Here is a 14,862-nt window from a genome sequence, read left to right on the forward strand (position 1 = left end):
TTTATAATATCGCCACCATCTAAACAGGGATTTGGAGAATTTTATGTCTGATTTACGTCAACGTTTTTATATTGAAGATAGCCCTGTACGTGGTGAAATTGTACATTTAGATACAGCACTACAAACGATTCTATCGCAGCGTAATTATGCGCCTGCTGTACGCATTTTATTGGGTGAAATGTTGAGTGCAACAGCATTACTTGCAAGCACATTAAAAATTAAAGGACGTATTAGCTTACAAATTCAAGCACAAGGTACATTCAAATGGGCGATGGCTGAATGCAACCATTTAGGTGATGTACGTGCACTTGCAGATTATGAAGAAGATCCGCATTTTATGTTGAGTGAAGACAGCAGTACTGTGCTCAGCACGTTGCAACAACCTGTGTTATTTATCAATATTGAACCTGAATTTGGTGAGCGTTATCAAGGGATTGTGCCACTTGATCAACCGACGCTTGCGGCTTGTTTAATGCAGTATTATGACCTTTCTGCACAAATTCCAACACGTATTGTCTTGGCAAGCACCCATCACAATGCAGGCGGTTTACTGATTCAGTTATTACCTCGTAATAATGAAGAAGAACAGCAACGTGTAGATGAAGACTTATGGCCACGTTTGATTATGTTGACGCAGACCTTAAAGCCTGAAGAATTGACGGATTTAACCGCACAAGAAATTCTTTACCGTTTATACAATGAAGAAGAAGTTCGTCTACCAGACGTTGAACAGCTTCAATTCAACTGCACCTGTTCACGCGATAAATGCAAAAATGCATTGATCCAGATTGGTCTAGATGCGGTCAAAGAAACTCTAGAAATTCAAAATCCAATTGAAATGGATTGCCAATTTTGCAATAAAAAATATCAGTTCACTGCAAAAGAAGCTTTAAATCTGTTTGGTGAGCATTTGAGTTAATCTATTAAGATCTGAATGGTTTAAATTTGCAAAAATTTAACTATCGATTTTTACCAAGAAAAGAGCAAATTCAGTTTGCTCTTTTTTTTTCAATTAAAATTCAAAGCATAATCAGCAAGTGTTATAAATTAAAAGGTTGAATAGCTATTTAGAATCGTCATTTACTTAACCAAAGCACCAACCCGAACACACAAAGCCCATAGAACATGAAACACCACCTTTATCAGCATAAGCGGGCTTTTGCGCTAGATAAGTTTTGAAACAATAACCACACTAAGTTGCTCTTCCATATGTAGCCAAAAAGGCATAAAACTAGAATAAAGTTAAACAAAATAATGACCTTAAGTATGGCAAAAAATTATTATGAAGATTTGGGTGTTTCTAGAAATGCGACACCAGACGAAATTAAGAAAGCTTATCGAAAACTCGCACGTAAATATCATCCTGACGTGAGTAAAGAAACTGATGCTGAAGCAAAAATGCAGACCATCAATGTCGCCTACGACACCTTAAGCAATGAAGAAAAGAAAAAGCAATACGATTTTGAACTCGATAACCCCTATGCCAATACAGGTGGGTTTGGTGGGCAATCTACAGGTCAAAGTGGTTTTGATGGTAGCCAATTCCATCGTTCGTACAGTAGCAATGGTGGACAAGATTTTAGTGGTTTTGAAGATCTATTTGGACGTTTCGGTGGCGGTTTTGGCGGTGGACATCAACAAGATTTTGGGCAACGCGGCTCTCAGCAACAACGCAGCTATAAAGGTGAAGACCAACATGCCAGTATTGAAATTCCTGTAAGCATTGGTTATGAAGGCGCAACTCAGAGTATCACCTTACAAATCCCAACCTATAATGCCTATGGTGAACCCGAGGTACAACGGAAAACCCTCCAAGTTAAAATCCCCAAAGGAATGAAAGAAGGTCAGCAAATTCGCCTTGCAAAACAAGGACAAGCTGGAATTAACGGTGGTGAAAATGGCGATCTTTATATTGAGATCCAATACCAAGACACTGACCGTATCCGTGTTGAAGGTGCTGATGTCTATTACACGGTTGATGTCACACCTTGGGAAGCAGCACTTGGTCAAAGTATTGAAATTGATACCCCAGCAGGTAAAGTAAAAGTTACTGTGCCACAAAATGCCAAACCCAATCAGCAACTCCGTTTAAAAGACAAAGGGATACCGCATAAAACACCAGGTCATCTTTATTTGGTGATCAATATTGTTTATCCCAAAGCAACCACCGAAACACAGCAAAAAGCCTATCAACAATTTGCTGATGCTTTTACTGACTTTAATCCTCGTTCATAATTTTATAGATACCAACATAGCCTTGCTAAAGGAGAGCAATCATGACAACTATTCAATATCGTGAAATTGTCTATGACGGTTTCCATGATGCAGAAATCGTGGATGAAAACCTAAATCTAGATCTCAAGCACTTTGCTGAGGCATGCGGTCAAAGTCCGGATTGGATTTTGCAATTGCTTGAATATGAAATTTTACCTGCACGTCCTGAAGACCGTATTCATCAATTTTTTGGAGAAGACATCTCACGCGCACGTCGTGCTTATCGTTTACAACGTGACTTTGAAGCCAGTTTATCTGCCGTTGCAATGATGATGGATTTACTTGATGAAGTTCAACAATTGCGTAAACAAGTCAAACATCTTCACCTTCATACTCATTAATTCATTTCAAAATGTTAATGCCTAGTGACAGGTTAATATTTAACCTGTCATGATGGAGAACTTGTCTCTCCGTTTTTGTTTTTTCGTTTAGAATTTTCTGACAAAGAGGTTAATGAGCTCTGATGAATTCGAAAGTAATGAATAAAAAGTTGAAACACATGTTCCCAGAACACCGCGATCTCATGTGTAGTTTAAAACAAGAAGATCCGCATTTTGCTAAACTTTTGATTGACCACGATGAACTTGATCGTGAAATCAGTCACCTTGAGCTTGATCCACTCAATCATATTCATGAAAATATTGAGCAGCTCAAGCGGAAAAAATTAAGATTAAAAGATCAACTCTACTTAATTTTACAAAAGACAGCTCAGATAAATCCTCAACTAGAATAATGCTTAATTATTTCAGTTTTGTGATTTTTTCGACTTCTTTCATGGTTTGTTTGATCGGTTCATAATCTAAAAACCAGAGTAAATTGACGTGCTGATTTTTATGTTGTTGTGCCAACATATCAATCACACTTCTTTCACCGCGTCCAACCAAATGACGGCGGTAAAAATAGATTAACAGCCCAATCGTACAGCCCAACATCACACCCAGCATCACCCAGAAACCTATCGGGCTACGTAGACCTGGAATGAACTCAAAATTCATTCCATATACCCCTGTTAATAAGGTCAATGGCGCAAACACCGCAGTAATAATCGCAAGAATTCGCATATTCTCATTGGTTTGATTGGCGATTGCAGAAAAGTGTAAATCTATTGCAGTTTGAATTGCGGTACTTAAGCGTACCGTATATTTTTGAATACGCTCAACATGGCTAACCAGATCATCCACGCGAACCAACATAATATCTTGCTTTTCAGTGCGCTTTTTACCTTTTAAATGTGCATAGTTTTCAACAATTTCATCTCGAAGTTCCTGTAGGGAATCTATTTGTTCTTCGCACAAATTTTCAATTTGTTGAAAAACCAGATTCTCTTGAAACAGTTGATGCCACTTGGTAAAACGGCGATTGCCTTGCAATAGTTCTTGTTGCCAGAATTCAACCCGACGAGACAGAGGATTACGTAAATCCAAATAGCCATCAATCATACTATTCAGCAAGCGCAGTGCTAAATCTAAAGGCGTAGTCGGTAATTTACGTGGTTTATTTTGTTCTTCTAAACTCTTATTCATGATATTGAAAATACGTGCAAGATAACTTTCAAAGGCATGGTTGCCCTTTTCATGAATGGTGATTAAAGCTTGTGAAGTAATAATAAAACTGACTGGCGAGGACGCCAAACCAAAAACACGATCATGCTGTTCAAGCGCATCTTCACCACTATCGATTTGATCATCTGGGGTAATTAATTTACGAAAAATCAATAAATCATAATCTTCCATTGCATCAAATGCGCATGGATGTTCGATATTTAAAATATCTCGAATATGGTATTCATTGAGGTGAATTTCGGTCGCATTATAGATTTCTTTTTGCCATTGCTCAGCACGATTGACCACATCTTCACGGGTACAATCCACCCAGACAAATTGTTGCTCTGCATTAAAAACAGGCTCTTTTTGTATACAGGTATAAGGTTCATCTGTGTGTTGAAAAAAATAAAAGCTTTGCATATTCACGATATTTTTGGTCTTTATTGTTATGCATCATGCCATAAAAAAAGCCCTGAGCAAGCCAAAGTTGTAACTTTGGCGAAGCACAAGGCAGTCTTTTCTGTATTAAGTTTTAATCAAACCCTAAAGGATTTAAACCTTGCAAATATTATGCTTGGTCTACATCTTTCATGGTTAATTTAATACGACCACGGTTGTCTACGTCAGCAACTTGAACTTTAACGTCTTGACCTTCAGCCAAGATATCAGTCACGTTTGCAACGCGTTCGTTTGAAATTTGCGAGATGTGAAGTAAACCATCTGTACCTGGCATGATATTTACAAACGCACCAAATTCAACAATACGAATCACACGACCAGCATAGATTTTACCTGGTTCAACTTCAGCAGTAAGCGCTTGGATTTTTGCAATCGCAGCTTGAGCAGCCGCTTTGGTTTCACCAAATACACGTACAGTACCGTTATCTTCGATATCAATAGCTGCTTTTGTTTCTTCTGTGATTTGACGGATTGTCGCACCACCTTTACCAATCACATCACGGATCTTATCAGGATTGATGTTGATCACTTGGAATGTTGGCGCATGCATAGAAATTTCAGGACGTGCACGTGAAATCACTTGGTTCATTGCATTCAGAATATGCATACGACCTGCATACGCTTGATTCAACGCAACTTCCATAATTTCTTCTGTGATACCTTCGATTTTGATATCCATTTGAAGCGCAGTAATACCGTTTGCAGAACCAGCGACTTTAAAGTCCATATCACCTAAGTGATCTTCATCACCTAAGATGTCAGAAAGAACAGCAAAACGCTCGCCTTCTTTTACTAGACCCATTGCGATACCCGCAACTGGCGCTTTAAGAGGAACACCTGCATCCATAAGTGATAATGAAGCACCACATACAGAAGCCATTGAAGATGAACCATTTGATTCAGTAATGTCAGATACAATACGAATCACATACGGGAAGCGATCAGCTGGTGGAAGAACAGCTTGTACACCACGACGTGCTAAACGACCATGACCAATTTCACGACGCTTAGGACCAGATTCACGACCTGTTTCACCTACAGAATATGCAGGGAAGTTGTAATGCAACATGAAGTTGTCAGTTTTTGTACCAGACAAGGTATCAACCATCAACGCATCACGTGTATTACCCAAAGTCGTTGTAACCAACGCCTGAGTTTCACCACGCGTAAATAATGATGAACCATGAGCACGATCTAACACACCCACTTGTACGTCTAATCCACGAACAGTTTTAGTATCACGACCATCGATACGTGGTTTTCCTGAAAGGATGTTGTCACGTACAGTACGGTATTTAAGATCTTCAAATAATTCGTTTAAGTCATCTGCAATACCAGCTTCGTCATTTTCAGGAACGAATTGAGCCGTTGCTTCAGCTTGAAGTGCATCTAAAGCAGCATAACGGTCATGCTTAACAGCAATGGTATACGCTTCAGAGATTTTAGCTTCAAATGCGTCTTTTAATTTTGCACGAAGATCTTCGTTTTTAACTGGAGCAGTCCAAGTTGATTCTGTTGCACCAGCGGCAGCAGCAAACTCTTTAATCGCTTGGATCGCAATTTGCATTTCGTCATGACCGAAAAGCACAGCGCCTAACATTTGGTCTTCTGAAAGTTCTTTTGCTTCAGATTCAACCATCAATACTGCAGATTCTGTACCGGCAACGACAAGGTCAAGGTCAGACTGAGCAAGTTGTTCTAAATTTGGGTTAAGGACATATTCGCCATTGATCAAACCAACACGTGCACCACCGATTGGGCCACGGAAAGGTGTACCAGCGATTGCAAGTGCAGCAGACGTACCTAACATTGCAGCAATGTCAGCATCCATAGTTTTGTCTGAAGACACAACTGTTGCAGTAACTTGGATCTCGTTGTAATACCCTTCTGGGAACAACGGACGAATTGGACGGTCAATTAAACGAGAAATTAAAGTTTCTGCTTCTGAAGCACGGCCTTCACGCTTACCATAACCACCTGGGATACGACCCGCAGCATATTGTTTTTCTTGATAGTTAACTGTAAGTGGGAAGAAGTCTTGACCCGCTTTAGCAGTAGGTTGTGCAACAACAGCAACCAGCACTGTTACGCCACCCATTGTAATAAGAACCGTGTTTGCTTGACGAGCAACACGACCTGTTTCTAGTACAACTTGATGTTGACCATATTGAAATTCTTTACGAATAACATTAAACATTGACATGTATTTTTGTTTCCTAATTTTATTCTAGTGGAGACCCCTAAGGTTTGGCATTCACATCAACCGCATAAATGACAAAGCTTAGAAGCCGACCTCACTAGACAATAAATCTTTAGTTAGACTAATTTTAAACACGAAGAAGGAGCGAATATTCGCCCCTTCCCTTTTATCCAGTAAATACTGGATAGACTTTAGTTTTCATCAGTACAGCATTCAGCATGCAATAATCCGAAAATAAAAGTTTAAATCGAATTAACGACGTAAACCTAAAGCAGCAATCAAATCGCTGTAACGAGTAGCATCTTTACCTTTAAGATAGTCAAGAAGCTTACGACGTTGGTTAACCATACGGATCAAACCACGACGGCTATGATGGTCGTGTTTGTGTTCTTTAAAGTGACCTTGCAAATCATTGATTTGAGCAGTCAATAAAGCAACTTGTACTTCAGGTGAACCAGTGTCATTTTCAGCACGAGCGAATTTTGCAACGATCTCTGCGCGATCTGCGTTTGTTAAAGCCATTCGATTTCTCCGAGATGCTTAATTTAAATATTTGATACAAATCAAATTGATTCTTCAAAATCAATTTAACTGCCGTGCATCACTACAGCAGTCGCCTATTTTAAAGGAAGTGGGGTGAGATTGCAAAAATATCGTACAACCATATCCCATAAGGCTTAATTACCAAACTATTGCATTTTTTTTACAAATCGCATGGCAATTGGGACACTGACATCATGCTCAACTCAGTTCACACTGCCGTGGAATAAAAATAATCATGGAAAAAGATTGTGAAATTGTTTTCAACCAATATCTGCTATGTACCCAAGGACTTAAGCAGTATCACGCAGTGCAAAAATGAAGTTTCTCCAGAACTGGGAGGGATGACCCAACAACAAGTTGAAAAGATTTGGCAAAGTATTGAAAACCTGTATCAAACAGGCAACCATCCCCTGATCACCATGTGCTTAAGACGCAAAGGTGAGATTATTCTCAATCGTAGTCTGGGTTATGCGTCTGGTAATTCTGCTGATGGTCTGGCTTCAGATGCGGTACTTGCCAATCCAGACACCCCGATTTGTCTATTTTCAGCATCAAAAATAATTACAGCAATGTTGATTCACATGTTAGATGAAACAGGTGCAATCAATCTATTAGATCCGATCAGTTATTACATTCCTGAATATGCACAAAATGGCAAGCGCCGTGCCACAATTTTCCATTTATTGTCTCACCGTGGTGGAATTCCACGGATAGAAATGGAAGTCACCCCAGAACTGCTTTTTGACAAAGATCAAATTTTACAACACCTCTACGCTGCACAACCCATTTCACCTGCTGGTACGCATTTGGCTTATCACGCTGTTACTGCGGGCTATATTTTAGGTGAATTGATTGAGCGGGTAACAGGGCAAGATATTCGTCAGTTTTTACATGAACAGATTGAAAAACCGATGGATATGCAGTTTTTTAACTATGGCTTAAAACCAGAATATAGAGATCAAGTTGCTTTAAATTATCCGACTGGTGTACACCCTAAACTCGGTACAGACTTATATTTAAACCATGTGCTCGGTGGTGGTTTACAGCTTGCTGTCGATGTGACCAATGATCCACGTTTTATGGATACGGTATGCCCTGCGGGCAATATTTACACCAGTGCTGAACAAGCCAATCGCTTCTTTGAGATGTTATTGAATGGCGGTCAATATAATGGCAAGCAAATCATGAGTCCTGAAACGGTATTTCGTGCAACTTTGCCCACCTCAACCACCAACATCGACCGAACCTTGCTTGCACCGATGCGCTATGCCTTGGGGCCTATGCTCGGCAGTAACCCAGTGGGTATATTTGGACCAATGACGGGGCAAGCTTTTGGGCATTTAGGCTTTTCCAACATTCTCTGCTGGGCTGATCCAGAGCGTGATATTAGCGTCAGTATTTTAAATACAGGCAAAGCTGTGGTTGGAACACATATTCCTGCTCTGGCGCAAACGCTTTATCAAATTTCTAGCCAGTGCCCTAAAATCCCTAAAACACAACGTCGAGCATTATTTGGCACAGATCGAACAGAAACCGAATTGGTTTAAATTGTCGGTTTAAACAGCGGTTTTGGTTTAAACGCAACAGATAAAATATGAAAAAGCCCTAAGATTACTCTTAGGGCTTTTCCTTTGCGCTGTAGTTTCTTGTTTAGTTATTGTGCTTATCTTATTTATAGTATTTGCTTGTACCCTAAGCAGTTTTTGTTTTTGTACATGACACTTATTTCACAACCATGTGACCAATTATGTCCTTATGTGACTTATTATGCCTGTGACAGACATTGAACAGAAGTCGCATTTACCGCAAGATTATGTGAGAAATAACGTACATAGAGGCAATGGTTGTAACGTTTAAAAAAACCTACTAAATTTAAATAATTTGATTCTCTTTGAAGTAAAAAATTCAGAATTTAATTTCAATAAAAAAGCCCTGTAGTCTCTCCCAAAACTACAAGGCTTAGCGGCTGTAAGTTTCCTCTTATCACTTACTTTCATGTAAGTTCGCAGTCTCACGACTTTAAATTGTTATTATTTTGCGATTTTACTCAACGATCCTTGCTGAGTTCTTTATGGCTTCATCATCTCAAAAAGTAACAAGAAGCTCTATGCGCAAATCTCTCGAATTCATGTAAGCAATTTCGTACATAGAGATAAATTATCAATAAAAACTACAAAATAACTATGCCGTGTTAATCATGCTAACCAATCCACTCATTCTGGTTGTGGCTGTGTCTAAAGCATGGATAAATGCCTGTCGATCCACCAATAAACTCACTACAGATTTGGCCCGTGTGATGGCAGTATAAATTAACTCTTGGCTTAACAAACGTGTTGCTGCAACATCCAAAACTACGGCGGTATGGGTGAATTCTGAACCCTGAGACTTATGGATGGTTAAAACAAAAGCGGTTTGCATCGATTTAGGCAAACGCGTTGCAGCAATCCATTTGTCTAAACTAGGGAAATAGACCTCAAATTGATCAACATGCTGGCGATGTTTTAGACAAATTCCGATATCTCCATTGGAAAGACCAAGTTGATAATCGTTATAGCTCATCATCACAGGACGCCCAACATACCAGTCGCCATAACGAGCCAATGTTGGAAGATATTCAAATAATGCTTTTTCCATTTCATGGTTTAAGCTATTCAATCCCAATGCGCCATGCCGAACAGCCGTTAAAATACGATAAAGGTCAAACGCTTGTGTCACCGCTTCAATCTGATGATAAGGCTCTTCGGCCATCAGATAGCTGTTTAAACTTTGAAAATAAGCTTGAAAACCTAAACTGAGTTTTTGGTAATACTGGATTAGATCTGCTGGCAAAATCTTTTCAGGCAGATATTCAAGCTGAATCACATCTTGCATATTTGCTTTGAGTTCAACTGGTTTAAGCGCACTCGCCTCAACAATCTCTTGCTCAAAATTCGCCAATAATTCTGCACGGTCTATACTTTGATTTTTCTGTGATTGAATAAACTGTGCCATTTTTCCAATTAAGGCACCATCTTTAAAGCGCTGACTGGTCTTAAGATTGACCCGATTGTGCTGTAATGATTGTACATTCTGTAAATCTGCCAACACCGAACCGACATCTACAGAAGCCAACTGATTGGCATCGCCCAAAAGAATTAAACGGCAATGTTCAGGAATCGCCTCAAATAACATCGTGGCTAAATTTAAATCTAGCATCGATGCTTCATCAACCACGATTACATCATAAGGCAATGGCTGTCGCAGATTAAAACGAGGAATATGCTGATTTCCCAAGCCCAATAACCGATGCAAGGTCATGGGATTAAATTGATGTTGGTTCAGTCCAAAACTATGTAGTTTTGGATCACTCAATGATTTTTGTAATGCTTCCCCCATTCTCTGTGCGGCTTTGCCTGTCGGCGCAGCCATTGCAATACGAATATCAGGAAGGGTTTGCTGCAATACTGCAATGATTCTGGCCAAGGTATAGGTTTTACCTGTACCTGGTCCGCCAGTAATAATATTAAAAGCATTGCCTGCCACCATAGTTAAGGCAGCTTTTTGATGTGGATCGGTGAGAAGCGAATCAAATGCAACAACATCAACATGTTGAATCTTCTGCTGTTTTAACCGTGCCACTTGTATCGCCAAACGGCGCTCAAGTTGCCAATAACGATATAGATAAATCAAGCCATGCTGTTGCACAAATGGTGCAACCACTGTTTCAGCTAAATCATGTTCTACAATATCAGGTTCTTCAATATCATGCGTTACAATCAATGGCTTTAATAAGGCGGTGTTTTGCGCCCCTGCGGAGATACAGCTATCCCCTTGTGTGGTTGCCAATAAAATTTCTTGTACTAATTCAAGTGTCTGTTCATCTAATCCTGAAGCTGTGGAATACTGCGCTAAAATGTATTTACTCCATGTCTCAATCCATTGCGGGACTTGGCTTTCTAATTCCTGTTTATTTTCCACACGGTTATCCTCAGAGTTATCTACAAGGTTTTCAACAGAGTTATCCACAGAATAACTTATTGTTTGCAAAGATTTTCAAGCAACTATTCACACGATTCAACTGGATTTATCCTCAGTAAAATAACCCAATATGGCATCAAGTCTTAAAATAAATTCCGTCGTGGGTCGCCAGAAGTAATAACCTTGTCCACTTTGACCATTCATACCACGTAAATACAAATAGGTTGCGCCTCCCAGATCACGATCAATTTGATAATCTTCCAGCTGGATTTTCAAATAACGATGCAATGCCACCAAATACAACGAAGCCTGTAGCCAATAACTGGCATGTGACATGCTGTCCTGAACAGCGTCAAAGGAATAACTTTGCTGATCAACACCCAAAAAATTACTTTTATAATCGGCGATATGATATTGCTGACCATCAAAAAACACCAAATCAATTGACCCATTTAAATAACGTGCTGAATTGGCATCTTTAAACTCAGGCATTGCAATGGCATGCTCATCAAACAATTGATGTATACGTTTAATTGCCAAAACTCGATCTGAAAGGGCCAGATAAAATGGAAACTCAGCTAAATGCTCATGTGGTTCAAGTTGCCCCATTTTAAAATGACTGAGAATCGGAGTCGATAAAACATCCTGTAGCCACTCAGCCATCCAGTCAATCAGCGTCTCTTCTACAGCCTGTTCTGTTTGAGAAACGCCCTCACTCGAATTGTCGTTGAGAAACGCTTGCTGATATTTTTCCAGTAACTCCGTCCATAAACTTGAATAATCATTTTTAAAGCGACGACGTATTTCCAAACGCCAATAATGCGTATCTTTAAAATCAATATGCTCAAAAATTTCATGCAGGAAATTTCCTGCAATTGTACCCATTGGGAAATTGGCTTTGATCCATGCAAGCGGTTGAGTAGGAACTACATCTGTAATGATTTCAACAATGGGTTGTTGAATTTCATCTTCTGCTCGATCCTGTTTTTGTTCAGAAACGGCCAAAGCATCCTGAATTTGTTGCCGAGTTAAATGCTGAGCCAAAGCACTAAAACTGGTTTTACCCCGCGGATAAAAACGTTGAGTAGGAAAGGCTTGTGCAAGTAAAGGCAATTGGATATCGCTCTTAGCCTTTTCTAAACATGGTGGGCGTTCGGTCAATAAAGCTTGCATGGCAGTTCCAGCATGCTGAAACGTATTTGCGCCTTGACCGCGCCAAAATGCCAGTCCTGTTGTAGATTTTTCCTTAACATCACTCAGCATTGCATACACCCGATAACTGGCACGGGTCAATGCCACATACCACAACCGGTGATGTTCTGCTAAAGCACGCTCATTGTGCTGCTCAATGTCTTTTTTATCGAGTAGATTGGCATCATTGATCGCCACCACACGCTGTTGTTCATTCTGTCCTGTTCGTACATTCAGCTGTTCAACCGTCGAGAAATTCAGCGTTTTATTGATCTCTTTAAAGTCTTTATCAGCGCCCAATAAAAACACAAACTTAAATTCAAGCCCTTTGGATTGGTGAATGGTCATCAACTGAACCCCTGCCTCATTGGACAGTTTCCGTTCCATCTCCCACTCTCTCTCCATCGGTGAAGTCAGTTGTTTTAAATACCAATGATAAAGATTTTGTGCACCTTGATAGTCTTCACTGTGCTGGCTCAATAACTCTGTTAAATGACGTAAATTCACCACCACACGTTCATTGTCACGACTGTGTTTTTCCACCAATTTTGTCCAGACAGAAAATTGGTTAAGCAGATATTGCCAAGCTGTTAAAAACCCTTGATTGAGCCACATCTCACGAATCTGATCGAACAGTTCAATATAGACACTCAAACCATCGGCATGCTGTTCCAAGGCAATCAACGCTTTTAAATCAAAGCCGATCAGGCGGCTTAACAAAGCCCGTTTTACTTTGGCTTCATGATAAGGATGCAAAATTGCAGCAAGCACAGCCCCAACATCACCAGCTATCTGACTTTCAAAGACACTTTTTTTCGAGGGTCGACTGGTTCGAATCCCTAAAAATTCCAACGCGGATTGTGCTTTATCTAAGCCATCATGGTTTTTGGAGAGGATGGCGATATCATTTTCATCTACTGCACGATGCACTGATTTTTCAATAAAATATAAACTGCCTTGAATCCCCTGATTCAGTAGCTCACGAATTTTCCATGCCACTTGTTCAGCTTCTTGATTCTTATCTTCAAGCTTGATCCATCTTAAAGGCTGTGGATTGACATGGCCATGATCCAGTAAATCAGGATGCGGACGAGGACCTGCTTGTACTGGGGTATACCAGACCTGTTCACCAAAATCCATTTGGCGTTGAAATAAGGCATCAACCACTTCAACCAAAGGCTTGACTGAGCGATGATTAAAAATCAGATTATATTCATGCCCTGCTTTACCAAACACATCCTGATGCGCTTTTAAAAAGGTCAACATGTCCCCACCACGGAAACCATAAATCGCCTGTTTACGGTCTCCGACCATGATCATACAACCCTGTTTGACACGATTGGGATGCCGCCAAATTTGTGCCAACATATCATCTTGATCTTGGTTGGTGTCTTGAAATTCATCGACCAGAATCAGTGGATAACGCGCATGTACAAAGCTCGCAAAACGCTGCCCTTGTTCACCTTGCAAAGCCTCTGCAAGGGTACGAATTTGTTGTGCAAAGGTGGTTTCACCCTTTTGCTGTAACACTTGAGGTAAACGTGTTTTAACTTCTTTTGCCAGATAATATTTTAAGAATGTATTGGTTCCAAGCAGTTGATTTTCATATATCTCAATCTGCGCATAAATACTGAGTAATTGTTGAATAAGTGGGTGTTGATAAAAATCGGATTGTACATTTTCAGGTGCCGCTTTTTTAAAAATTTGCTGCTCCCGAATCACCTTCATCAAGGTTGCAAAGTCGGACTTTTCAACACTCAGCTTTGAACTTAGATAATGCTTATAGTCATGCTGTTGTAGGGTTTGAATAATTCGCGGCAAGCTCTTGGCAAAAATACGATTCAATCGATCATTTCTAAATTTTGTCCCATTCGCAAATTTATAAAACTCACCATCCAATAAATAATAACTTTGCAAAGTCAGCAATTGATCCAGTTGAATCTTGGCAAGCTGTTCAATCACCTGTTGGAATAGCTGAACATCTGCATTGGAAAATTTAGGCTCAATAAAATTTGCCGAGGCAAAATTTAAGCTTTGTTCCACCGTTGCAACATAATAATCGACCCCATGTAACTCGCCCGCAAACATCAAGCTATCCACAATATCTTGGGGCTGTTTTTGAATCCATGCACGAAGTACATCATGAATCAATTGCTGGCTATAACTTTTCGCATCATCAGTAATTTCAGCCCGCTCGATTTTGCCACTTTCAAAAGCAAACTCACGCAGTAATTTCTGACTAAAACTATCTAAAGTCCCGACAAAAAGTTCATCCAGTTGATCAATCACCAATTTCAAGCGTTCACAGGCATACGCAATCCGTGAGGCAAACATCTTTAACACTTTAGAAAATAATGGATCTGACTCTTGGGCTGCTTTGGTCAAGACTTGCGCTTCGGTTAATTCACGACATGAGTCAAAATAGCGGTATGTTTCCTGTAATCGTAAGCGAATACGTGTTTTCAATTCTGCCGCAGCTTTACGGGTAAATGTGGTCGCAATGACTTGGCTCGGTAAGTATTTTTCTAAAAAAATCCGCACCATCAAGCTTGAGAGCGTATAGGTTTTGCCTGTACCTGCAGAAGCTTCGATCCAGTGCAATCCAGCAAATTGCATATCTTCAATCGGCTGAATCGAAACTTTTTTGGCTGTGCCGTTTTGTGCTGCTGGTAACTGTGAATTTACGGAAGTCAT

The 14,862-nt window shown here is 39.9% G+C and carries 10 protein-coding genes; 5 read left to right on the forward strand and 5 right to left on the reverse strand.

What is annotated here, in order from left to right; genetic code table 11:
* The first annotated feature begins 43 nt into the window (after positions 1 to 43).
* The 4 genes from M2R48_RS19315 to M2R48_RS19330 all read left to right on the forward strand — a co-directional run bounded on the left by M2R48_RS19315 (position 44) and on the right by M2R48_RS19330 (position 3,007).
* On the forward strand, positions 44 to 919 hold the full coding sequence (locus M2R48_RS19315) for an Hsp33 family molecular chaperone HslO (RefSeq protein WP_004725526.1): 876 nt from the start codon (positions 44 to 46) through the stop codon (positions 917 to 919).
* 347 nt (positions 920 to 1,266) lie between these two features.
* Positions 1,267 to 2,235: a DnaJ C-terminal domain-containing protein gene (locus tag M2R48_RS19320; RefSeq protein ID WP_239044788.1), complete on the forward strand. Its 969-nt coding sequence runs from the start codon at positions 1,267 to 1,269 to the stop codon at positions 2,233 to 2,235.
* A gap of 41 nt (positions 2,236 to 2,276) precedes the next feature.
* Complete coding sequence (locus tag M2R48_RS19325; protein ID WP_004725521.1) at positions 2,277 to 2,615, forward strand: chaperone modulator CbpM; 339 nt, start codon at positions 2,277 to 2,279, stop codon at positions 2,613 to 2,615.
* A gap of 122 nt (positions 2,616 to 2,737) precedes the next feature.
* Positions 2,738 to 3,007 carry a YdcH family protein gene (locus tag M2R48_RS19330; RefSeq protein ID WP_004725519.1) on the forward strand — a complete coding sequence of 90 codons (270 nt, stop codon included), beginning with the start codon at positions 2,738 to 2,740 and terminating at the stop codon, positions 3,005 to 3,007.
* A 7-nt stretch (positions 3,008 to 3,014) separates the two neighbouring features.
* Here M2R48_RS19330 and M2R48_RS19335 read toward each other — a convergent pair whose 3' ends face one another.
* The 3 genes from M2R48_RS19335 to rpsO all read right to left on the reverse strand — a co-directional run bounded on the left by M2R48_RS19335 (position 3,015) and on the right by rpsO (position 6,999).
* Positions 3,015 to 4,238, reverse strand: a complete 1,224-nt coding sequence (locus M2R48_RS19335; protein ID WP_262087543.1) for a magnesium transporter CorA family protein — start codon at positions 4,236 to 4,238, stop codon at positions 3,015 to 3,017.
* 148 nt (positions 4,239 to 4,386) lie between these two features.
* Positions 4,387 to 6,474, reverse strand: a complete 2,088-nt coding sequence (pnp, locus tag M2R48_RS19340) for a polyribonucleotide nucleotidyltransferase (protein ID WP_171066865.1) — start codon at positions 6,472 to 6,474, stop codon at positions 4,387 to 4,389.
* 255 nt (positions 6,475 to 6,729) lie between these two features.
* A complete protein-coding gene (gene rpsO / locus M2R48_RS19345) occupies positions 6,730 to 6,999 on the reverse strand; it encodes a 30S ribosomal protein S15 (protein ID WP_004725514.1) in 270 nt (89 codons plus the stop codon).
* 269 nt (positions 7,000 to 7,268) lie between these two features.
* Here rpsO and M2R48_RS19350 point away from each other — a divergent pair, with 269 nt between their 5' ends.
* Positions 7,269 to 8,567 carry a serine hydrolase domain-containing protein gene (locus tag M2R48_RS19350; RefSeq protein ID WP_262087172.1) on the forward strand — a complete coding sequence of 433 codons (1,299 nt, stop codon included), beginning with the start codon at positions 7,269 to 7,271 and terminating at the stop codon, positions 8,565 to 8,567.
* Between the two features lie 634 nt (positions 8,568 to 9,201).
* Here the strand turns inward: M2R48_RS19350 and recD are convergent.
* Together recD and M2R48_RS19360 are read right to left on the reverse strand one after the other, a co-directional pair.
* A complete protein-coding gene (gene recD, locus M2R48_RS19355; RefSeq protein WP_262087174.1) occupies positions 9,202 to 10,977 on the reverse strand; it encodes an exodeoxyribonuclease V subunit alpha in 1,776 nt (591 codons plus the stop codon).
* 96 nt (positions 10,978 to 11,073) lie between these two features.
* Positions 11,074 to 14,862, reverse strand: a complete 3,789-nt coding sequence (locus tag M2R48_RS19360) for a UvrD-helicase domain-containing protein (protein ID WP_262087175.1) — start codon at positions 14,860 to 14,862, stop codon at positions 11,074 to 11,076.

Origin of the sequence: Acinetobacter sp. I-MWF, assembly GCF_025433935.1 — a bacterium.
GTDB classification, from domain to species: Bacteria; Pseudomonadota; Gammaproteobacteria; order Pseudomonadales; family Moraxellaceae; genus Acinetobacter; species Acinetobacter guillouiae.